At 33.2% G+C, this 22,965-nt stretch carries 15 protein-coding genes and 1 pseudogene; 10 read left to right on the top strand and 6 right to left on the bottom strand.

The window, feature by feature from the left end:
- Positions 1-46 precede the first annotated feature (46 nt).
- Positions 47-961 carry a signal peptide peptidase SppA gene (sppA, locus tag AB3211_RS07250; protein ID WP_367364144.1) on the top strand — a complete coding sequence of 305 codons (915 nt, stop codon included), beginning with the start codon at positions 47-49 and terminating at the stop codon, positions 959-961.
- 3 nt (positions 962-964) lie between these two features.
- A complete protein-coding gene (locus AB3211_RS07245) occupies positions 965-1,192 on the top strand; it encodes an HU family DNA-binding protein (protein WP_341753631.1) in 228 nt (75 codons plus the stop codon).
- A 566-nt stretch (positions 1,193-1,758) separates the two neighbouring features.
- Here the strand turns inward: AB3211_RS07245 and AB3211_RS07240 are convergent.
- Positions 1,759-2,040, bottom strand: coding sequence for a hypothetical protein (locus AB3211_RS07240; protein ID WP_367364143.1), 282 nt, complete (start codon positions 2,038-2,040; stop codon positions 1,759-1,761).
- 429 nt (positions 2,041-2,469) lie between these two features.
- Here AB3211_RS07240 and mutS point away from each other — a divergent pair, with 429 nt between their 5' ends.
- From mutS to AB3211_RS07225, 3 genes and pseudogenes are all read left to right on the top strand, one after another.
- Positions 2,470-5,133 (top strand): DNA mismatch repair protein MutS, encoded by a 2,664-nt coding sequence (gene mutS / locus AB3211_RS07235; RefSeq protein ID WP_367364142.1) that lies wholly within the window; start codon positions 2,470-2,472, stop codon positions 5,131-5,133.
- 386 nt (positions 5,134-5,519) lie between these two features.
- Positions 5,520-7,394: pseudogene (gene recJ / locus AB3211_RS07230) on the top strand (single-stranded-DNA-specific exonuclease RecJ); the annotation flags it as partial.
- A 66-nt stretch (positions 7,395-7,460) separates the two neighbouring features.
- Positions 7,461-8,813 carry a class I SAM-dependent methyltransferase gene (locus tag AB3211_RS07225; protein ID WP_367364140.1) on the top strand — a complete coding sequence of 451 codons (1,353 nt, stop codon included), beginning with the start codon at positions 7,461-7,463 and terminating at the stop codon, positions 8,811-8,813.
- A 59-nt stretch (positions 8,814-8,872) separates the two neighbouring features.
- On the opposite strand, the gene AB3211_RS07220 is transcribed toward AB3211_RS07225, so the two are convergent.
- From AB3211_RS07220 to AB3211_RS07205, 4 genes are all read right to left on the bottom strand, one after another.
- Positions 8,873-9,145, bottom strand: a complete 273-nt coding sequence (locus AB3211_RS07220) for a hypothetical protein (protein ID WP_367364139.1) — start codon at positions 9,143-9,145, stop codon at positions 8,873-8,875.
- 100 nt (positions 9,146-9,245) lie between these two features.
- A complete protein-coding gene (clpX, locus tag AB3211_RS07215; RefSeq protein ID WP_367364138.1) occupies positions 9,246-10,508 on the bottom strand; it encodes an ATP-dependent Clp protease ATP-binding subunit ClpX in 1,263 nt (420 codons plus the stop codon).
- A gap of 304 nt (positions 10,509-10,812) precedes the next feature.
- Positions 10,813-12,222: a chromosomal replication initiator protein DnaA gene (dnaA, locus tag AB3211_RS07210; protein ID WP_410520706.1), complete on the bottom strand. Its 1,410-nt coding sequence runs from the start codon at positions 12,220-12,222 to the stop codon at positions 10,813-10,815.
- Positions 12,207-12,590: a rhodanese-like domain-containing protein gene (locus tag AB3211_RS07205; protein WP_367364843.1), complete on the bottom strand. Its 384-nt coding sequence runs from the start codon at positions 12,588-12,590 to the stop codon at positions 12,207-12,209. Before AB3211_RS07205 ends, dnaA begins: the two co-directional genes overlap by 16 nt.
- A gap of 171 nt (positions 12,591-12,761) precedes the next feature.
- Between AB3211_RS07205 and AB3211_RS07200 the strand changes: the two genes are divergently transcribed.
- The 5 genes from AB3211_RS07200 (at position 12,762) to recF (ending at position 21,012) form a co-directional block, all read left to right on the top strand.
- The gene (locus tag AB3211_RS07200) at positions 12,762-13,025 is read left to right on the top strand and encodes a succinate dehydrogenase assembly factor 2 (RefSeq protein ID WP_367364137.1); all 264 of its coding nucleotides are present in this window, start codon (positions 12,762-12,764) and stop codon (positions 13,023-13,025) included.
- Positions 13,026-13,037: 12 nt separating this feature from the next.
- Complete coding sequence (gene mfd / locus AB3211_RS07195; RefSeq protein WP_367364136.1) at positions 13,038-16,418, top strand: transcription-repair coupling factor; 3,381 nt, start codon at positions 13,038-13,040, stop codon at positions 16,416-16,418.
- A gap of 419 nt (positions 16,419-16,837) precedes the next feature.
- The gene (locus AB3211_RS07190) at positions 16,838-17,989 is read left to right on the top strand and encodes a branched-chain amino acid transport system II carrier protein (RefSeq protein ID WP_367364135.1); all 1,152 of its coding nucleotides are present in this window, start codon (positions 16,838-16,840) and stop codon (positions 17,987-17,989) included.
- Positions 17,990-18,455: 466 nt separating this feature from the next.
- Positions 18,456-19,793 carry a DNA repair protein RadA gene (gene radA / locus AB3211_RS07185; RefSeq protein WP_367364134.1) on the top strand — a complete coding sequence of 446 codons (1,338 nt, stop codon included), beginning with the start codon at positions 18,456-18,458 and terminating at the stop codon, positions 19,791-19,793.
- Between the two features lie 136 nt (positions 19,794-19,929).
- Positions 19,930-21,012, top strand: a complete 1,083-nt coding sequence (gene recF, locus AB3211_RS07180; protein ID WP_367364133.1) for a DNA replication/repair protein RecF — start codon at positions 19,930-19,932, stop codon at positions 21,010-21,012.
- An 878-nt stretch (positions 21,013-21,890) separates the two neighbouring features.
- Here the strand turns inward: recF and AB3211_RS07175 are convergent.
- Positions 21,891-22,961: a hypothetical protein gene (locus AB3211_RS07175; RefSeq protein ID WP_367364132.1), complete on the bottom strand. Its 1,071-nt coding sequence runs from the start codon at positions 22,959-22,961 to the stop codon at positions 21,891-21,893.
- Between the last annotated feature and the right edge of the window lie 4 nt (positions 22,962-22,965).

The raw sequence follows: 22,965 nt of genomic DNA, 5'->3' as shown, positions 1-22,965 counted from the left end.
GCTAAAGCACCCATTATACTTCCATATAAACAAATAGGTAAAGTTAATGACAATAACTCCTGACTACATAATTGAAAGAAAGCAAAATAAATTAAAATTAAGGTTGTGGAAGTTAGCAACAATTTTAATGTTTATAGTTTTAATTGTTGTGATGATTAAGAAATTTAATTTGACAAGTTCTGAATATGCAACTACTAATAGTAACTATATAGCTACAGTTTCAATAGAAGAGATAATTTTTGAGGATACAAAACGTGATAAAAGATTGGAGAAAATCATTGATGATGATAAGATTAATGCTCTAATTGTCAATGTCAATTCTCCTGGTGGAACTGTGGTTGGATCAGAGAAAATTTACAATATACTCAGAAAAATATCAGCAAAAAAACCGGTAGTGATTGTTATGGGTACATTGGCAGCGAGTGGAGGATATTTGATATCGTTAGGGGGGGATTACATAATTAGTCATAATGGAACGATTACTGGCTCAATTGGTGTGATTTTCCAAACTCTAGAAGTCACAGATTTAGCAAAGACACTAGGTATTACCTTCAATAATTTTAAATCAGGGGAATTAAAAGCCGCTCCTAATCCTACTGAGAAAGTTACAGAAGCTGTTCGTCAGGCTATAATGTCTAATGTACAGGATACTTATGATTATTTTATTGAACTCGTTGCTTTAAGAAGGGGATTAGCGATTGAAGAAGTTAAGAAAATAGCTGATGGTCGGATATATTCTGGTCGCCAAGCTTTGAAACTAAAACTTGTTGATGCTGTGGGTTCTGAGGATGATGCGATTAAATGGTTACAGGAAGTCAAAAAAATTGATAAAGATTTGAAGGTAAAAGAATTTAAAATAAAACCGAAATCAAAATTTCTTGAAATTATTATGGAGGATTTTGATAGTGTTTTACCAAGTTTTTTTAAAAATAAATTTCAAGGGATAAAGGCAGTTTTTTAATTTATGGCAAGAAAGTCTGATTTAGTGGATAAAATATCTAAGGAACTTAATTATCTTTCTAAGGAAGATATAAAAGATTCTATAGATTTGGTATTTGATTATTTACAGTCTAGCCTCGCTGAGCAAAATCGTATTGAAATTAGGGGCTTCGGTAGCTTCTCAATTAGGGAGCGGAAATTTCCCAATAGTGAGCAGTCATATAAAACTGTCTATTATCGTGGACATCGCTAGACTTTTGGAAAAGGGAAGGAATAATTATATACTTTAGCCTCAGTTTGATGTAATAAACATAGTAGGCTCAAGTAATCATCGCCATTAGGGAGGATGTTAGTGGCATTATGTCATCCCGCGAAGGCAGGGATCTAAAACTATGTAACATAACCTCAGTTCGATGTAACAAGTTAATACTAGACCTAGTATCATCTTTATTGTGGGGGATGTCACCCACAACTGTCGAAAGTTAGAAGAGGAAGGGGTTTTAAATAGGGTAACGTCATTGCGAGAAAGACCGTAGGTCGACGAAGCAATCCAAAAGAGTAACCATAAGTGGATTGCTTCGTCGGCTTACGCCTTCTCGCAATGACAGCGTTTATAAGCCCACAACTTCTAAACTGCCATTATGACTTCTAAAACCGCTTCCTCTTCTAACTTTCGACAGTTGTGGATGTCACCCCTGCGTAGGCAGGGGTCTAAAGAAGTAGCAAGGATTAAGTGCTTAAACATTTTTAGATACCTGCCTTCGCAGGGATGACATCGAGCGTGCAGAGAATAATAATTATTCTTACATCGAACTGAGGTTACTTCCTAGCCTTTGCTGATTTACCAGTATAAACTATATTTTGGTAATTAAGTTTGATAGCGGTAAATAAAGCTGCGTGATCGTTTCCTACATTAACAATAATTTTTACAATTTGGGGAAATTCTTCAATTAGTTTTTTAAAAATATAATCCCACACTAGCATACCGTAATATCTCGTGCTACCACTTTTGTTAGTTAAAATAACCGGCTCATGGAATTTGGATAAGAACTCTCGTGCATCGCTTAAGTTTTCTATTGTGTAAGTTATTGGATTTGGCATATTTTTTGACTTTTTACTTACTCAAATTAGTAAATCAAACCTCAGTTCGATGTAACAAGTTAATGACCCAGTATCATCTCTATTGTGTGGGATGTCACCCCTGCGTAGGCAGGGGTCTAAAGAAGTAGCAAGGATTAAGTGCTTAAACATTTTTAGATACCTGCCTTCGCAGGGATGACATCGAGCGTGCAGAGAATAATAATTATTCTTACATCGATAGTTGAGGTTAAATTAAAATCAAAAGCTCTTTTGAATCTAAACATATACTGCTATAATTTCAAGAGTGGGTAGACGATAGTATAACTTCAAGAAGAGCTAGCAGCAAAGTCGAGCTAACTGTGCGTTGATATCTTTAGGGTACGATGACCTTAATTCTTGGAGTTCTACCTGAGTATATACTCAAATCTAATTCAAACAACTAATATATCCATGACTTTAGAAGAATTTCGCCATAAATATAATTATGATCAATCAACAAAGATGATGCAACAATATTTAGACATCAAATTTGCTAATCTTGATTGTCTTCTATTGTTTAGGATGGGTGATTTTTATGAAATGTTTTTTGAGGATGCAATTCTTGCCAGCCAAGTTTTAGGTATTGCTCTTACCAAAAGAGGGTCTAATGGAGACTCTGAGATTGCTATGTGTGGTGTCCCTCATCATGCTCTTGAGAGCTATTTAAATAAATTAATTGAAGAAAATTACAAAGTTGCTATTTGTGATCAATTAGAGACGCCGGAAGAGGCAAAGAAACGCGGTGGCTATAAAGCTGTAGTAAATAGGGATGTAACGCGTATTATCACCCCAGGTACTATTACCGAGGAATCTTTAATTTCGTCATGCGAACCTAATTATTTGGCAAGCTTAGTTTTGCTAAAAAACAGGGCGTCAATTTGTTATGTTGATCTTTCTACTTCAGAAATTTCAGTTATAGAAATTCCGCAGGATGAGATTCTAAATGAACTATCACGTCTTAAGCCTAAAGAGATTTTACTTAGCGAAAATTTACAGGGAGAGCAATTAGCTAGTAGTATTCAGCACCAATTACATTTCCGTGTCTCGTATCAAGTTGATAGTTTTTTTGCTCCTAAAAAATGTCATAAAATTATTTTAGATTTTTACAAAATCAATGATCTAAAAGGCATAGGGGAAATATCTGAATGTCAAATAAGTAGTATTGGTAGTATCTTAGAGTATTTATCTTTAACGCAAAAGCAAAATATACCTTCGCTACCTTTGCCCTTGTTGGTCAATTACCATAATTTTATGATTATTGATTCAGCGACTCGGCGAAATTTGGAAATTACTAATAATTTATTAGGAAAAACCAAGGGTAGTATGCTGGCCACTATTGATCACACAGTTACTAAGGCTGGTAGTCGTTTACTATATCACTTTTTATCTACACCACTAATAGATATTGATGAAATAAATTATCGACAAAATATCACAGAATTTTTTTATTCAAATATTGAACTAGTAGGAAATATTAAAAAGCTACTAAAAAAAACAGGAGATTTAGAACGTTGCTTGGCTAGAATTACCATGAATCGTGGCTGCGGGCGAGATCTGCTAAATATTAAATATACGTTAAATGCTGCACTGGAAATAAAAGGAGAGTTTATTTCCCATTATGGGCTAAATTTACTAGATTATATAGAGAACTTAATTAAACCACTATCCGGAGATGAACAGTTATATTTCTTAATAGATCAAGCAATTAGAGAGGATGCACCTAATACTATCAATGAAGGCGGGATAATAAATCATCATTATCATCCTAAAATACAAGAATTATATGACTTAATTAACAATGGCAAAGCACATGTAGAAAAATTAAAAAATGTATATCGCCTTGATACTGGCATCGACACCCTAAAAATATCGCATAATAATGTCCTTGGGTTATTTATTGAAGTTACCCTAAGACACAGTGATAAGATGTACGAATCAAAATTTATTCACCGACAAACAACTTCTAATGCTAGTCGCTATACTACTATTGAATTACAAAAGTTAGAAAGCGATATGGTTAATAGCAGGAGTTTAGCGGTTAGTCTTGAACTAGAATTATATAATAAAATATGCCAGCAAGTTATTGATAAAGCTATATTCTTACGATTACTTAGCTGTTCCTTGAGTCAGCTTGATGTATTTTGTAATTTTGCTTATATTGCTGATGAATATAATTATGTCAAGCCTAGCTTAAGCAATGATTTGAGTTTTGAGATTATTGAAGGGCGTCACCCAGTCGTTGAGCAAAGTTTATCAAATGATAAAAAAAGCTTTATTCACAATAACTGTACTTTATCGGAAGCTAATAGAATTTGGTTAATTACTGGACCTAATATGTCAGGTAAAAGTACTTTTTTACGACAAAATGCCCTAATAGCTATATTAGCTCAAATTGGTAGTTTTGTGCCGGCTAAAAGTGCCAAAATAGGTATTGTAGACAAGATATTTAGTAGGATAGGGGCAGGGGACGATTTACAAGCAGGCCAATCGACTTTTATGGTGGAAATGCTTGAAACATCAGCTATTTTAGCACAATCTACTAAAAATTCTTTAGTCATATTAGATGAGGTTGGTCGTGGAACTTCCACCTATGATGGTGTATCAATTGCTTTCGCAGTGCTTGAATATATTCATGATAATCTCAAATGTAGGTGTTTATTTGCTACGCATTATCATGAATTAACCAGTATGAGTAACTTTTTACCAAGTCTGAAAAATTATACAGTTGCTATTGAGGAATTAGGAAAAGAAATATTATTTTTGCATAATATTATTGAAGGGGCGGCTGATAAATCTTATGGAATTCATGTAGCCTACTTAGCGGGGCTACCAAAATCTGTTATAATTAGGGCGAACGACATTTTAACAAAACTAGAAAAAACCGCAACGTACAAAAATAAGAATATATTAAATACCGAATCAAACAATTTAAGTTTATTTAACTTACCAGTAGAGAGCAAAAAAGAGATAAAATTCAATAAGTTAGAAGAAGAAATTAATAAAATCGATCCTGATCAGCTCTCCCCTAAACAAGCCTTAGAGTTGGTTTATAAATTAAAGGAACTAATTTTTTGAGTAATATAACCTCAAATATTGATGTAAGACATCTGTTTAATAGCATAGGGTGTCACCCCTGCGTAGGCAGGGGTCTAAAGAAGTAGCGAGCATTAGGTGCTTAAACATTTTTAGATCCCAGCTTTCGCTGGGATGACATATACGATGAAACGATGTCATTCCTGCTTCGGTGCGGAATCTAAAGAAATAGACAGGAAGGATGCTTTAGATATTCTAGATCCCTGCCTTCGCAGGGATGACATAAAGGGAAGCAGATGACATAATGGCGGTAACATCACCCCTAATGGCGATGATTACTTGAGCCTAATATTAACATCGATAGTTGAGGTTAATTAAAGGGCTTTAATTTTTAAATAGGGTTACCTTACATGATACTACCAGAGTTGCTAGAACCCAAACGTTCAGTAAATGGAAAAATTTGGCAACAGCGATCAGTAAACGAAGATGATGTTTCAGAACTTTGTCGTTCTTTAGGAATCAGTGATTTTCTAGCACGGGTTCTATTTCCCCGCTTAGAGAACTTGTCACAAGCTATAGATTTTTTATCACCTAAGCTCAAGAATTTACTGCCAGATCCTTTTCATTTACTTGATATGCAAAAAGCAGTAGATAGGACTATAGAAGCTATTATAAATAAACAGAAAATCTGTATATTTGCTGATTATGACGTTGACGGGGCTACATCTGCATCACTACTTAAGAATGTATTTAGAGATTTGGGGCAAGAAGCTGATATTTATGTTCCAGACCGAATTGCTGAAGGATATGGACCAACCCCAGCTGCTATGCAGAAAATTAAGGATAATGCTACTGAGCTACTCATTACTGTTGATTGTGGAGCAATGGCACATGAGGCTCTAAAATATGCATCGCAAGTAAAGCTTGATGTAATAGTTATCGATCATCACATTAGTAGTGATATATTGCCTGACGCTGTTGCTGTTGTTAACCCAAATCGTATCGATGAGACAAGTAGATATAAGTACCTAGCAGCTGTAGGAGTATCATTTTTATTTGCTACCGCCTTATTATCCGAGTTAAAAAAACAAAATTTCTTTGCCGATCGTCATTGCGAGGAGCAGCTTCGCTACGACGAAGCAATCAAGAAAAATGGTGATAAAAGAAAGTATTTGGATTGCTTCGTCGCTGCTGAAGCATCTCCTCGCAATGACGCCAGTTTGCTACGGACTCTACCAAATTTAATGCAATATTTAGACTTAGTCGCACTTGGAACAGTATGCGATGTAATGAAGCTTATTCACTTAAATCGTGCTTTTGTTGCTCAAGGATTAAAAATCCTTGGTCAAAGAAAAAATTTAGGTATGAAGACTTTATGTGATGTTGCTGGTTTAAATGAAAAACCAAACTGTTATCATTTGGGATTTGTGTTGGGACCTAGGATCAATGCCGGTGGAAGAGTTGGTAAATCATCCTTGGGTGCTAGTCTTTTATCTACCGAGTGTGCAATAGAAGCAAATCTACTTGCACAGGAGTTGGAGAAACATAATAATGAGCGAAAAGTAATAGAGCTGATAATGATAGAGGAAGCTACTCAAATAGCTTTAACCCAAGAAAATGATAGTTCATTATTTATAGTTGGTAAAGGGTGGCATCCGGGTGTTATCGGCATTGTCGCTGGCAGATTAAAGGAAAAATTTAATAAACCAGTTGCAGTTATAGCTTTAAATGATGCAATCGGTAAGGCTTCTTGCCGTTCTATCAAAAATATTGATTTTGGTAGTAAAATTATCAATGCCAAGACTAAAGATTTAATCATAGCTGGCGGAGGACATGCCATGGCAGCTGGATTTACAGTATTGGAAGAGAAATTACAAGAGTTACAAGAATTCTTAAATCACGCCTTTAAGATTGATATTAGTAATCAAAATGACATTGCCTATGAAGAATATGATGCGGAACTTACTACAAGTAGTGTAAATTTGCCGCTAATGGATGAGCTGAGTAAACTCGAACCATTTGGTCAAGGAAATCATGAGCCAATATTTAAATTCTCTAATCTTTTTGTGTTAAAAGCTGACATAGTCGGTGGTAAACATATAAGATGTTTGCTTGCTCCTTCTAAGGAAGCTTTTGGTTCTAAAGCACTTCATGCTATTGCGTTTAATAGTGTATCTAGTCCTATAGAAAATATTTTACTTAATATTAAGTCACATAATATTTCTGTAATTGGTTCATTAAAAATGAATAGCTGGAAAGAATCTATTACTATTCAATTACAAATAAAGGACTTGATAATATAATATTTGTTAGCTATTTTGTTATAATTACAAGTTTTTTATCAGCTCCAAGTATAATGTAAATTCCCCATGTCAAAATCTAAACAAGTTAAAACAAATAGCCATGTTCCCATTGAGAAAACTGGTGATTTAGCTGTAGTTCAAGAGCATTATCAAGATTACCCCTATCCTTATAGAGATCCTGAAGATGAAACAAAAAGATTGCTGGTAATTAGCGGTGAATTTTTGGGTGAGTTAAATCATTATTTATATAAAGGTAAAGAGGATTTTAATTCAGGTTTTCGGGTGCTAATTGCCGGTGGTGGTACTGGTGATTCTGCTATATATATGGCAGAGCAACTAAAAGATAAAAATGCTGAAGTGGTGTATTTAGATTTTAGCAAGCCTAGCATGGAAATTGCCCAAAAACGTGCTGAAAAACGTGGTCTTACCAATATTAAATGGGTATATGATTCTATTTTAAATATTCCAAAGCTTAATTTAGGTAAGTTTGATTATATTAATTGTATAGGAGTATTGCACCATTTAAAAAACCCTCCCAATGGTTTAAAGATCTTAAAGGATTCTCTCTCTGATCAGGGAGCAATTAACATAATGGTTTATGCTAAATATGGTCGTACTGGATTATATCAGGTACAAGATATCATGAAAATGGTAAACCAGGGTGTTAGCAATAGGATAGAAGAAATAATGAATACCAAGTCTGTTATGGCTGGTTTCCCTGCAACTAGTTGGTATATACGTGGACAAGAACTGCTAAGTGACCATGTTGTTTTCGGTGATGTAGGTTTATATGACATGTTTTTGCATAAACAGGATAGGGCTTATTCTATTCCCGAATTATACGAATTTATTCATAATGCAGCTTTAAATTTTGTAGAATTTTCTGATGTTAGCGAAAAATTAGCTCTAAGGATCGAAAATTATATTAGTGATTTTTCTCTTCTGCAGAAAATTAAGAGGATGGATATCATAACACAGCAAGCAATTTGTGAATTAATTGTTGGAAATATTATTAAACACAGTTTTTTTGTTTCTAATCAAAAAGATACTATTGCTAGTCTTGATAATTTGGATAATATACCATATTTTTATGGTATTACTGGGGCTATTTCTAAACAAATTTATGATCATATAGAAACTAATGCTTTAGTAGCTGGCAATATTGTTAACTTTACATTAAATAATTCATTATTAAAGGATATCAATATTACTATACCAATTTCTAATTATACCAAATGTGTTTTTAAACAAATGATAGATGGTAGTAAAAGTTTACAGGAAATCTTTGATTTAATCAGAGAAGATTTACAACAAGAAATTAGTAATGAAACCTTGTTATTGGAAGTAAAGAATATATTCGCCCCATTTTTTACTACGGGAATTATGTTGCTTCATGACAAATCAGTAAAACTTTTTTAAGTATATTGTAACTAACTTCAAGAGCTGTAAAAACAGCTCTTGAAGCGGTAGTATTGTAGTTATTCTGTAGGATGTTCGGCTTCTCCTGCTAGTGGTAGTGTGGCTTCAGGTGTATTAAGACTAGCTACCTCTGTAGTAGTAAAGTTGCCAACATTTTGGTTGTTAACATTTAAATCATTACCCTCTGCCCTATCGTTAGTATTCAAATTATTACCACCGTTGTTTCTGAAATTCATAAGGGCGGTTTTTAAAGCTGCTGCATAGTCGGGATGCAAACAATTCCGGTTTATTATGCTTTGAATAGTTCTTGCATCATTATCATTATTTATCATATATAATCCTCTATTAATTTTGAAATATAAAGAGAATTGTAACTATTTGTAAAAAGAATATCAACTGTTAATTAGGAAATGAATTAATAAATTCTTTATTCTAACCAGCTATACGTTTTTTAGTAGCTTTTCCGTAGTTTTTTGGTGTAACTATGGGAGTAGCTTTGCCATCTATGACATCTTTTGAAATATGTACATGCATTTTTTTCAGATTGGTAACATTATACATGCTGTCAAGTAGCAGTGTCTCAATTATCGATCTAAGCCCCCTAGCTCCGGTTTTTCGTGCCAGTGCTTTCTCGGCTATTCCTTCTAAAGCATCATGATCAATTGATAGTTCAACATCGTCTAGCTCAAATAGTTTATGATATTGCTTGATAACAGCATTTTTTGGTTGAGTTAAAATTGCCACCAAAGATGCTTTATCTAGATCATCTAAAGTTGCTATTACTGGAAGCCTACCGATGAATTCTGGAATTAACCCAAACTTTACTATATCTTCAATTTCTAATGACTTGAGTATTTCACTGTGGTTTTTTTCTTGTTTTGATTGGACATTTGCTGCAAAACCAATCGAACTTTGAGCAGTACGGGCATTAATGATATTATCTATCCCCATGAAAGCTCCACCGCATATGAACAAAATATTGGAAGTATCTACTTGAACAAAATCTTGCTGCGGGTGTTTTCTGCCACCTTGGGGGGGAACAGAAGCAATAGTTCCTTCCATGATTTTAAGTAATGCTTGTTGGACTCCTTCTCCCGATACATCTCTTGTTATGGAAGGGTTTTCAGATTTTCTAGCTATTTTATCTACTTCATCTATATAAACAATGCCTCGTTGGGCTTTAGCTATATTAAAGTCTGCTGCTTGTAATAATCTTAGCAAGATATTTTCAACGTCTTCACCAACATAGCCAGCTTCGGTTAAAGAAGTGGCGTCTGCCATAGTGAAAGGTACATCAAGAATTTTTGCTAAGGTTTGTGCCAAAAGGGTTTTACCAGAGCCAGTAGATCCAATAATTAGGATATTTGATTTATTTAATTCGACATCATTATTACCTGACTCGATATATTCTAATCGTTTATAATGATTATATACCGCAACTGATAAGACTTTTTTTGCTTGATCCTGACCAATTACGTAATCATTAAGAGTAGAAAAAATTCTTTGTGGTGTTGGAATTGAAGAGGCAACTTGTTTAAGAGTTACTTTAGTCTCTTCTTTTATAATATCACGGCAAAGTTCAATACATTCATTACAAATAAATACTGTTGGTCCAGCAATTAATTTTATTACTTCATATTGATTTTTACCACAAAAAGAACAGTTTAATTCTTTTTTTTCAACTTCCCCTGACATGATTCCACTTTTTTAATTTATGAGTTTAATATAGCTTATATAACCTCAATTCGATGTAAGACATCGATTTAATAGTCTCTCTCCCCTTACCCATCCACTTAATATCATTCGAGCTGTGGCGGGAATCTAGACCCCCTACCTTCGCAGGGATGACACCTAGGCTATTAAATTAATGTTTTATATCAAACTCAGATTACTTATATACATCTAATTAATATAGATAAATTATTTAGGTAAGTCTAATATATTTTCAAGGCAATACTTCTATAATGGGAAACGTGATTTTCTTTAAGTTCATAGTAATCTAGTTTTGCAATATCTTCATTAACAGACTAAGTTCCTCACGAAATTCTGCATCAATTTCACATAATTCTTCTACTTTTTTGATGGCATGCATTATTGTAGTATGATCTTTCTTACCAAATTTCTTACCGATATCAGTAAGGCTTTTTGGGGTTAATGTTTTACTTAAATACATAGCTACTTGCCTTGGTCTAGCTATTGAGCGAATACGTCTAGGAGAAGACATATCAGAAAATTTAATATTATAACGATCAGCTACTTTTCTTTGAATATCTTCAATTGTTATAATTCTTTCATTGGAACGTAGTAAGTCACGTAAGATATTTTGGGTATTTTCTAAAGTTATTTCCCTACCAACTAAAGTTGAATGAGCGATAACTTTATTAAGAGCCCCCTCTAACTCTCTGACATTTGACGTTATTTTTGATGCCAAGAATTCTACAACATTTTTAGGTATGTGAATATTCATCTGTTCAAGCTTAGATTCTAAGATACCCAATCTTAGTTCATAAGTAGTACTGTGAACATCTGCAACCAATCCCCAACCAAGCCTAGACTTAATCCGATCTTCAATATTATCTAAATCCGACGGTGAACGGTCACATGATATAACCATTTGACGATTATTATCAATCAAAGCATTGAAAGTATGGAAAAACTCTTCTTGAGTACTATCTTTACCGGATATAAATTGAATATCATCGATCATTAGCACGTCAACTGAACGAAACTCTTCTTTAAAGGACATAACATCTTTATTACGAAGTGCTTTGATGAATTGATACATAAACTTTTCTGCCGACATGTAAATTACTTTGCGAGTCGGGTTATTATGTCTTATATACCAAGCAATAGCATGCATTAAGTGTGTCTTACCAAGGCCAACACCCCCATACAAAAATAAGGGGTTAGATTCAGCTACGGCACTTTCTGATTCAGCAACTGCTCTAGAGGCTGCATATGCTAACTCATTTGGTCCACCAACTACAAAATTTTCAAAAGTAAATCGTAAGTCTAATGCTGAAAAAATGCCTTCGGAATTGATATCCATTCCTTCTTTTATTGATGGAATTTTTGCTAAATATTCAGGTATATTTGGATTTTGTTCTAGTAATTCTTTAGTAACTATCTCAATTGATTTAATATCTTTGTCATAGGACTGCCAAGATTGCAATATAGCACGTGCATATCTTGATTTTATCCAATCTCGGATAAAATTTGTTGGTGTAGAAAGTATAACAGTAGTAGTAGAAGCTTCTAGAAAGTTAATCTTACTGAACCAACTTTTATACAAAGACTCACCGTAATGTTTATTAAGATCAGAACAAACATGCTGCCAAATATCTCTATAATGAGCTACTTCCTTTCCTACAGTCAATTGATTTTGGTTAGTATTCACAGAACTTGCCATGGTAAATTATTTTGTTTCCAACCAGCTCCATTAGCTCCTCCTTCAAAACCATCAATGATGTTGTAGCAGTTTGTATAACCTAAACCACCAGCACACAAGGCCGCTTCATGAGATCGTGTACCTGAACGGCAAAGGAATAATACATTATTTTTATTACTGACTTTCGACATGAACTGGTTGTTAAATTCACGATTTAATGACATATCAGGCAATAAACGCCAGCTAAGAAAAAGTACTTGATCTTTATCAAGCTTTGGAATACCTATTTTCTGCCATTCTTCAGCAGTTCTAACATCAACAACAATGGTACACTCATCCATTTCTAGCAACTTATAAGCTTTTAAGGAAGATATATTTTTGATACTTATAGGCATCTGCATTTTTTTGAATATATTAAAATTTATTGAATAAGGACAAGATTTAGACTAATTAAATTTGAGTATATACTAGTTATATACAGTTTACATTTTATATTTTATATTTGGTAATTGTCAAACTATCTGAATCATATTATGATATTTTTTTGTAAGATTATCAATATGGACTATTTTAAAAAAGCATTCCTAGCTAAAAAATTACTACACCAAAGCAAAAATCGTGGTTGCAAAGAAACCGGGTTAATATTAGGTAAATTTGCTGAACAATTTCTTGCTAATATGGATATAGATAGTTTAACAGATTTTGCTTTAATACTTAATCAAAATGATATAGATATTTATGATTGGATTACCAATAAAACAACTCCTCCTGTTCATTTAAATTCAAAAGTGATGTTACAAATACTTAATATTAACCGCCTATAAGCTTAATAAACAATGATACAACAACCGCTGCCACTCAGTGCAAAAAGTTTTTTTGCTAACGAGTATTTCTCAAATAAACCAACCAAGAATATTTTACTTATTTTTGCCAGTGAAGATGATGCAATTAATAGCCATAAACAGTTATTATTTTTTGCACAAAGCATTAAGACTAGTAATATATTATATTTTCCTAGTTTTGATACTATACCATATGATCGCATTTCGCCGCAGTCTAACATTCTATCAGAAAGAGCTAATGCACTAAGTTATTTAGCAACTAATAATGAAAAAAAATTGGTAGTTACTAATGCTGTGAATTTACTGAGCAAATTACCACCTTCGGAATTCCTAGTTAAGTCTTTTCTGAAATTACATAATAAAATGAAGCTTTCAGCAGGCAAGCTCGCTGAGTTCCTAGTACATAATGGTTTTACAAGGAGTAGTAGTAGCATTGATAGTGGTGAATTTTCAGTAAGAGGAGAGATAGTAGATATAGTTTTGCCAGGGTATAAGGCCTATCGTATTAATTTTAGTTGGGATCACATAGAGTCAATAAGAGAATTTGATATTGATAGTCAAATTTCTACTAATAGCTGTACGGAGCTAATAATTAATTCTGCCAGTGAGGTAATATTAAATCTAGAAACAATAAAGAATTTTAGAGATAATTACCTAAAAGCTTTTGGTGTTAATTACGTGAATAGCCCTTTATATGAATCAGTAATTGAAGGAAAAAAATTTCAAGGGTATGAACATTTATCTCCTTTATTCTATAATTATTTCAGTAGCTTAATTAATTATTTAGATGATCCTATTATTATTTATGATAATTTGTCGTTACAATCAATTCTTGAGCAGGAGAATAATTATACAGATCTTTACAGATCCCGCATTGAGTCTAATAAAATTAAATTAAACACATTCTATCCTGCATTGCCTCCTGAGCAGATTTACTTTACCAGTCAGGAAATACAAACTTTATTAGAACAGGATAAGAATATTTTAATTAGTCCTGAAGATTCATCTTATGCATATTCATTAGAAAAAATTATTGCAACTAGTTTTATTGAGGATAAGACAGTTTTTGATAAGCTATTTGAGATTATAGAGAACAATAATACTAAAATACCAATTATTTTTTGTCAGTCTAAAAGTAATTTGGAAAGACTGAAGAACTTGATAAATAGCTACTCTCGAGAATATATCGAGATAGACAATCTACAACAGGCAAAAATTGGTGTGATAAATCTTGCATATGTCCAGCTTAGTCAAGGATTTTATAGTGATAAATATTTGTTTATTGCAGCTCACGATATTTTAGGAAAAAGTGCGGTAAACGTTCGTCAGCAAGGTGCTAAACGTAAGCTTAAAAACATTCTAATGGAATTAGATAATTTAGGTGAAGGGGAGTTAGTTGTTCATAAGGATCATGGTATTGGTCAATTTCTTAATGTTGAAACACTAGATGTTAAAGGCAAAGCTCATGATTTCCTAAAAATTTTATATGAGAATAATGATAAATTATATATTCCTGTTGAAAATATAGAGCTAATTAAGAAATATGGTAGTAGTGAAGCACAGCTGGCCAAGTTAGGTAGCAGTAGCTGGCAAAGAAGTAAGGCTAAGCTCAAGAATCGTATTACAGAAATTGCCGAGCAATTATTAGCAATAGCCGCTAAGAGGAAATTAACTGTAACTAATCCAATAGAGTTTGATCATGAAGAATATGACAAATTCTGTCAGAGATTTAAATATACCGAAACTGAAGATCAGTTAAATGCTATAAATGATATTAGAAAAGATTTTGACTCAGGTCTTTTAATGGATAGATTAATTTGTGGTGATGTTGGTTTTGGAAAAACTGAAGTGGCCATAAGAGCAACTTTTATGGTAGCTAAATCAAACTGTGACCTCCCTCCTCAAGTAGCCATTGTCGTACCAACTACTATTCTAGGTAAGCAGCATTATTTAAGATTTCGTAAAAGATTTAAGGATTTAGGGCTAAATATAGTACTATTATCTAGCCTAGTTGCCAATAGTGAGGCTAAAATTATTAAAGAACAAATCAAAAATGGTACAGCTAATATAATAATTGGTACACATGCCTTGCTGAGTAAGAATATAGAATTTAGTAACCTCAGATTATTAATAATTGATGAAGAACAACATTTTGGTGTTGCTCAAAAGGAACATTTAAAGAAACTAAGAACTACAATGCATGTTCTATCTCTTTCGGCAACACCAATTCCTCGTACAATGCAGATGTCTATGGTAGGGTTGAAAGACCTTAGTATCATTGCAACACCACCGATTGATAGGCTAGAAGTTCGGACAACAGTTATGCCGTTTGATCCGGTGATTATTAGAGATGCTTTACTTAGAGAACGTTTCCGTGGTGGTAGAAATTTCTATGTAGTGCCTAGAATTAAGGACATCCCGGATATAGAGAAATACTTACAGGAGGTTGTACCTGAACTAAAATACAAAGTTGCTCATGGCCAAATGCCAGCTGCCAAAGTAGATGAGATTATGAGTGAATTTTGTGATGGTAAGTTTGATATACTCGTTTCTACCACAATAATTGAGTCAGGTATAGATATTGCCGAAGCTAATACAATGATTATTCATAAATCTGATATGCTTGGTTTGAGTCAGTTATATCAGCTCAGGGGTAGGATAGGACGAAGTAAAGTCAGAGGTTATGCCTATTTAACCTTAGCTAATTATAAGAAAATGACCGCACATTCAATAAAACGTCTAGAAATAATGCAGAGTAGCTGTACTCTTGGTTCTGGTTTTACCATTGCCAGCCATGATATGGATTTACGTGGTTTTGGCAATTTGGTAGGAGAAGAGCAGTCTGGACAGATTAAAGAAGTAGGAGTAGAACTTTATCAGGAGATGTTAGATGAACAAATAGCAATTCTTAAGGATGAAGTTATTGAGCAGCCAAAAGCTTTTGTTCCAATAATTAATTTGGGATTACCTGTTTTCATTTCCGATAACTATATTGCAGATTCTGCTCTTAAACTAAGTTTGTACAGAAGAGTTGGAAATTTAATTGATGATATAGATATTGAAAATTTTAAGGACGAAATGGTTGATCGTTTTGGTCCTATCCCATCAGAGTTTAATAATCTACTTAATATAGTAAAAATAAAGCATAAATGCAGTAAGCTTAATATTGAAAATTTAGATTCTGGTGATCGAGGATTTGTTTTAAAATTTTATAAAGAATCAGATATAGCTGATAAGATTAGAAATTTTGTTATAAAATATCCTCAGCAAACCAAAATAAAACCGGATACTAAGTTAGTATTTACCAAAACATTGGTAGGAAAGGATATTATAGAGGAAGCGAATAGTCTGTTGGAGCAATTATTGGTGGCATAATACCATATAGGATGTCATTATGTCATATATGGACGAGTAAGTAAGTCAAAATGATACGGGTGTAAAGATTCACAATAAAACGGACAATTACCTTGTTACAAAACCCGGACATTTTAGAATGTTATTGACATTAACTTTTTTTAACTTGATAATAATTATATATTATGATAGTTTCACTGGTAATGGATCAAAACTCAAAATATATGACACCTAATATAAATTTAAGTTCAAGGATTTTCCCTTTTAATTATTCAGAATATTATCTTATTTTATTTACCTTTTTCCTAATCATCACCCTCTACGTTTCGGTTATTGTGGTCGGCACGACCATATAAATTTTTCTCTTATATATTTCCATTTTTTTCACACTTTACATAAATAAATTTTTACATACTTTACATAAATAAAGGATACAATTTATGCAGCGACATCTCTTAATATATGGCTTTTCAATATTTTCAATGTTTTTTGGATCAGGTAATCTAGTATTCCCATTACAAATAGGTGTAGAAGTTGGTAATCACTGGTTTATAGGTTTCATTGGATTATTTTTAACAGGAATAATTTTACCCTTTTTAGGACTATTTGTTATAAAGCTGCACAAAGGAAATTATAATGATTTTTTTGCAGAAGCTGGAACCTTATCTCGCTTGTTTCTTCCATTATTTACCTTATCTCTTTTAGGTTCTTTTGGAGTTGTACCCCGGTGCATTACTGTTGCATATGGCGGGATAGAATATATTTTTCCAGGACTTTCATTAATAATTTTTAGCTTTTTATTTTGTACAGTTTGTTTTGTTGTTTGCCTCAATGATCGTTATATGATTTCAATTTTAGGTAAATGGTTAACTCCTCTATTATTGCTCTCTCTAACTTTTCTAATTATCCTTGGTGTAATTAACGCTCCTGAAATTACAACTGAAAATCCCACTCTAAGACTGAAAGAGACTTTTTTAACTGGATTTCTACAAGGTTATGAAACAATGGATTTATTTGCTGCTTTCTTTTTTTCGTCATTAGTGTTTAAACAAATCCAATCTTTTATGGGAGAATCAGTAAATCACAAAGATATTATCAAATTTGCTCTGAAACCTAGTATTATAGGGGCAGCTTTACTATCAGTTGTCTATTTAGGTTTTGTTTACTTAGGATCTAAATATGGTCATTTATTACAAAATACAACAGCTGAATTGTTTTTTCCAACTATTATTTCACATTTGCTTGGGTCAAAAGCAGCACTGATTATAGGAGTTATAGTTATTTTATCTTGTCTTACAACGGCTGTAGCTTTAAATAATATATATGCACATTATATATGTTCTTCACTTAAAGTAAAAGAAAAAAGCTTTCCTGTTATTCTTTTGATTGTAACTATTATATCTTTTGCTGTATCATTAGTTGATTTCAAAGGAATAACTGGTTTCTTAGCACCTCTACTTGAAATTTCATATCCAAGTTTAATTGCTCTTACTTTTTTATCAATATTTTTAAAAGAGCATAGGCTATTAAAAGCAATATTATTTTATGGAATTATGATCGTAGTTCTATTGTATAAGTTTTTATACAGCTAATCCGGTTAGCATTACCCCGTCTATTAGCTAGGAGCTACAGACGAAGCAATCCATAAAAGTGATTAGAAATGGATTGCCACGACCACTATATGGTCTCGCTAATAGACTCTTGTACTTTTCTGCAATTTTTAAATTGCCATGGGGGTTATGTGTAAGGTGAGTTAGTAATAAACTAACAGGATTTAAGATGGCGCTATTAAAGTTTACTTTGCTCATTGAGAAGGAACTTATTAAAGATATTGTACTTTTTTATGGCGGTAATCCAAACTTGGTGGAACTGAAAATATGATCCCATTCGAACTTTCGACAGTTGTGGATGTCACCCCTGCGTAGGCAGGGGTCTAAAGAAGTAGCGAGGATTAGGTGCTTAAACATTTTTAGATCCCAGCTTTCGCTGGGATGACATCGTTTTGACGTTAGTACTACAACTGTAGTACTAGGTTAACTAGGAATTAAAATTAGGAAAGTGAGTAAAATTAAAAAGCAATATATATGTACAAATTGTGGTAATAGTACATCAAAATGGGCAGGACAATGTTTTGATTGTGGCTTATGGGGAGCGATTGAGGAAGAGGTAATTAGTCAAGTACAAGTTAGGTTAGGCAATAAACAACAAATACAAAAACTTGATGGTGTTGTTGTGGAATCATTACGTACTCCTACGCCTATAAATGAATTAAATAGGGTGTTGGGTGGCGGGTTGGTTTCCTCTTCGGCAATTTTAATTGGTGGTGATCCTGGCATTGGTAAATCAACTTTATTATTACACTTAGTGGCAAGTTCTTTTTGTGATAAAATTAGAATGAATTGCTTATATGTAACTGGTGAGGAATCCATTGACCAAATAAAGCTAAGAGCCTTAAGATTAGGCCTTAATAATGAAACAACATCTATCTTAGCTGCCACTAATATCGAAGATATTATCTCAACTATTGATGCTGATAAGAACAATATTGATTTGGTAGTAATCGATTCAATTCAGACAATGGTAACTCGCACACTATCATCACCACCTGGTACTATTTCGCAGATTCGGGCCTGTGCTAATGAATTGGTTAGCTATGCTAAGCAAAATAATATTATTATTTTACTGAGCTGTCATGTGACAAAAGATGGGCAATTAGCTGGTCCTAAGTTACTCGAACATCTTGTTGATACCGTACTATATTTTGAAGGTGATCATAATAGTCATTTTCGTATTTTGCGTTCTATTAAAAATCGATTTGGTGGAATAGGGGAAATCGGTGTTTTTGAGATGACTGCTAGTGGTCTTATGGAAGTCTCTAGCCCTTCCGAGCTATTTCTGATGAAAAGGGATAAAAATGTTAGCGGAACAACGGTATTTGCTGGAATTGAAGGGTCTAGACCGTTATTAATTGAGATTCAGGCATTAATTGCTCCCTCCAATATGCCAATGCCAAGACGTTCGGTTGTAGGATGGGATTTAAATAGATTATCAATGATAATAGCTGTACTTAATGTACGGTTTGGTCTTAACTTAACTTCTAAGGAAGTATATTTAACTGTTGCTGGTGGGCTTAAAATTTCAGAACCAGCTTCAGACTTAGCTGTTGCAGCTGCTTTAATTTCTGCAGCAAATAATAAAGCTGTGCCAAAACATAGTGTTTTTTTTGGAGAAATTGGTTTATCTGGTGAAATAAGAAAAGTCAATGCAGCAGAAATGAGAATAAAAGAAGCAACGAAATTAGGATTCAATAAATTAATTTGCTCCAAACTTGAAAAGTTAAGTAATAACCTAATTTGCCCAATTAGTAATATAAAAGAATTGAAAGAGTTGATATAGTTAAAATAGAGATACTGTATATGGTTAATTTAGATAATATAACCTTAGTTTGATGTAAGACATCGTTTTGACGTTAGTACTACAACTGTAGTTAATTGGGTTGATTTGGTTTTTCTCTCACTATTTCAAATAAGTTATGCATAATATTTACCTACAAAAATTAAAATTACTAAATTATCGTAATTTTCAGAATTTAGATATTAGTGCTGGTAATAATCCTGTTATACTAATAGGGGGGAATGGTAGTGGAAAAACTAACATTCTAGAATCAATATCACTATTTTCACCTGGTAAAGGTTTGAGATCAGCCAAATTAGATGATATTTGTCAAAGGGGAGAAGATCATTGCTTAGCTTATGCATTATTACACAGTAAACTTGGCTTAGTTGAAATTTCAACGAATTTAAAGCGTGAATCTAATAGACGTTTTACGGAATTTAACGGTGTTAAAATACAAAATAATGAACTAAGTAAGTTCTCTGCTATGATTTGGCTTACACCCCAAATGGAAGGTATTTTTTCTTCCGGTATTAGCGATAGGCGTAAATTTTTTGACAGGATTGTTTATAACTTTAATCCATCGCATGCAGGAATAGTTAGTAAATACGAATATTACATGTATGAACGTAGCAAAATACTAGCACAAGACCAAGTGGATACAAATTGGCTAAGAGTGGTTGAAGAAAAAATGGCGGAATTATCAATTGAGATCGCTATTAATAGGCTAAAAATTTTAGAACATATGCAAAAAGCTATCAATGATTTGGATAATGATTTTCCTAAAGCTATTTTATCGATTAATGGGGTTATAGAAGATATAATATTAAGAAATTCTGAAATAGATATTGATTTTATAAAAAATGAGTTAATGGTGTCTCGTGTTCGTGATAAGATATCTAATAGAACTAATTTTGGAGTGCATAAAAGTGATTTTGTAGTTATTCATAAAGAAAAAAATGCCTTAGTTAAATACTGTTCCACCGGTGAACAGAAGGCTATGCTCATTGCCATAATACTTGCCCAAGTTAATTATTCTATTAAAGAAAACATTGCTATGCCTATTTTACTGTTAGATGAGGTTTTTGTACATCTTGATAACAAAAGAAGGCAGTACTTAATTGATTTCTTTCTAGGGTTAGGATTACAGCTATGGGTGACTGCAACTGACTTAAATGGCATAGAATCTTTAACAAAAAAAGCAGAATTAATAAAATTATAGGATGAAATTTCTCTTACTTTAATATTTAACAATCAGGTGAAGAACCGCTTCAAACCTGATTGTTTCTATATGTATCCCGCAAGTTCGATGTAACAAGTTAACCTCAAATATTGATGTAATAAATTAATAGTAAGCTCAAGTAATCATCCCTATTAGGGGTGATGTCACCGCCATTATGTCATCCCAGCGAAAGCTGGGATATAGAAAAATAGACCGAGAGGGTTTGTTAAATTTCTTTAGACCCCTGCCTACGCAGGGGCATAGTACCCTACATTTTTCTATAATCGTCATCGCGAGGCATCTTTAGATGCTGTGGCGATCTAGGTAAACAGCGAAGCTGTTTTGTCTAGTACGCTTCGCGTATCCTGGATTGCCGCGTCGCCGCTTTCAGCGACTCCTCGCAATGACTATCAGCAGCCATTTTAATAGTGGTTATATAAAAAATGTAGGGTACTATGATGCAGGGGTGACATCCGAAGGGGTAGGGATGACACCCTAGGCTATTAAACCGATGTCTTATATACTTGGTGAACTTCAAGAATTGGCGTCGTCGTGTCTAAAGATCTCCGCTGCTCACGTACTAATGTACGCTCCGCTGCTTGACTTTGACACTCCTAGCTCTTCTTGAGTTTGACCTTCGTCTACCAACTATTCATTTACGAGCAGTATACCATTTCCCATTATTAACTACGCTAATACTACAGTTGTAGTTACTACCCAGAGCTGTCATTCCCGCGTAGGCGGGAATCTAAAAAAATAGCCTAAAAGACTATTAAACATTATTAGATCCCAGCTTTCGCTGGGATGACATAGTTTTGACATTAGTATTACAACTGTAGTGCTAAATAGCGTAGTTAATAATGGGAAATGGTATTACATCAATACTTGAGGTAAGTTACATCGAACTTCCGGTTAATTTTAAGGCAATGCCTTAAAACTTGATCACGGCGTTCTAATATAGCATTAAGGTAAGAATTATTTAAAAAATCAGAACCTTTTGCTGCTATAAAAATCTTTCTAAGAAGAGGTAAGTCTAATTTTTTTATAGCTTTTATAGTGTCGTCATAACATTGTGTCGGATAAGATATTATAAAACTCTTATCAAATGCATGATACTGACGCCATAGGCTGTTTTGATAAATAACAAACCGAAAAGGTTGGTTATAAGACTGAAAATTTTTGTAAAAGCTATTAGGTATTTGTTTTTTAAATCTTTGTTTTAGATTTTCTTCATTAGGGAGATCAATAACCTCTGCTTTATCAAAAGGAAATGGTTTATCATAATCATTGGTATTTAATTTATCACTATACAGTACTCTAACAAAAGGAAGTTCACCAAGCTTAACATATTGGCGATTACGAATGCCTGAATTATCTATTGCAATAAAATATGTTTTATTAGTATCTTTAAATATTAATAAATTATGTGGTCCAGAGTCCCACTGCCCAAAAACAAAGTAAAAAATGCGTAGGTTCATTTGATCTTCTATGGAAACCTCTTGAAGAGCTTTTTCATACTTTTCAGGTACTAAAGGATCAATTTTAGTATCAATGTAAAGTTGTAAGGATCCTGTCATTCCATTAATTTTACGCATTACTGTTGGAGGAATATGAGGGAAACCTAAAATTAGAGAAGCTTGATACGCTGCTACTTCAGCTTGTGCATCTCCTAAATCATCTACAGGTAATTTTTTAAAAACAGCTTTTACCTGATCATCTAAAGTAACTAAAAAAACTTCTCCATTGAATTCCACTTTTTTACCTTTCTCCGTGAGAAATTTTCTCATAGGTTCTATATGGTGTACTTTAGATGTTTTAAGCAATTTTGAGATTTCAACTTTTTTCCATGTTTTTGGATGGTTAAATGGGCTGGCATATACAAAATGTATAGTTAATAAGGATGGTAGAATCACATAGAAGGAGACTAAGAGTATTCTAGAAATTTGCATATAA

Source organism: Candidatus Tisiphia endosymbiont of Nedyus quadrimaculatus, from assembly GCF_964059235.1.
Classification (GTDB): Bacteria; Pseudomonadota; Alphaproteobacteria; order Rickettsiales; family Rickettsiaceae; genus Tisiphia.
The sequence above is the reverse complement of the archived record's forward strand: the minus strand, read 5'-3'. Positions and strand labels throughout refer to the sequence as shown.

Bases quoted from the DNA above. Each gene is read 5' to 3' on its own strand.
- AB3211_RS07225 (WP_367364140.1), top strand. From the start codon at position 7,461: ATGTCAAAATCTAAACAAGTTAAAACAAATAGCCATGTTCCCATTGAG.
- AB3211_RS07190 (WP_367364135.1), top strand. From the start codon at position 16,838: ATGCAGCGACATCTCTTAATATATGGCTTTTCAATATTTTCAATGTTT.
- sppA (WP_367364144.1), top strand. From the start codon at position 47: ATGACAATAACTCCTGACTACATAATTGAAAGAAAGCAAAATAAATTA.
- AB3211_RS07175 (WP_367364132.1), bottom strand. From the start codon at position 22,961: ATGCAAATTTCTAGAATACTCTTAGTCTCCTTCTATGTGATTCTACCA.
- mutS (WP_367364142.1), top strand. From the start codon at position 2,470: ATGACTTTAGAAGAATTTCGCCATAAATATAATTATGATCAATCAACA.
- dnaA (WP_410520706.1), bottom strand. From the start codon at position 12,222: ATGGCAAGTTCTGTGAATACTAACCAAAATCAATTGACTGTAGGAAAG.
- AB3211_RS07245 (WP_341753631.1), top strand. From the start codon at position 965: ATGGCAAGAAAGTCTGATTTAGTGGATAAAATATCTAAGGAACTTAAT.
- clpX (WP_367364138.1), bottom strand. From the start codon at position 10,508: ATGTCAGGGGAAGTTGAAAAAAAAGAATTAAACTGTTCTTTTTGTGGT.
- AB3211_RS07240 (WP_367364143.1), bottom strand. From the start codon at position 2,040: ATGCCAAATCCAATAACTTACACAATAGAAAACTTAAGCGATGCACGA.
- mfd (WP_367364136.1), top strand. From the start codon at position 13,038: ATGATACAACAACCGCTGCCACTCAGTGCAAAAAGTTTTTTTGCTAAC.
- recF (WP_367364133.1), top strand. From the start codon at position 19,930: ATGCATAATATTTACCTACAAAAATTAAAATTACTAAATTATCGTAAT.
- AB3211_RS07200 (WP_367364137.1), top strand. From the start codon at position 12,762: ATGGACTATTTTAAAAAAGCATTCCTAGCTAAAAAATTACTACACCAA.
- AB3211_RS07220 (WP_367364139.1), bottom strand. From the start codon at position 9,145: ATGATAAATAATGATAATGATGCAAGAACTATTCAAAGCATAATAAAC.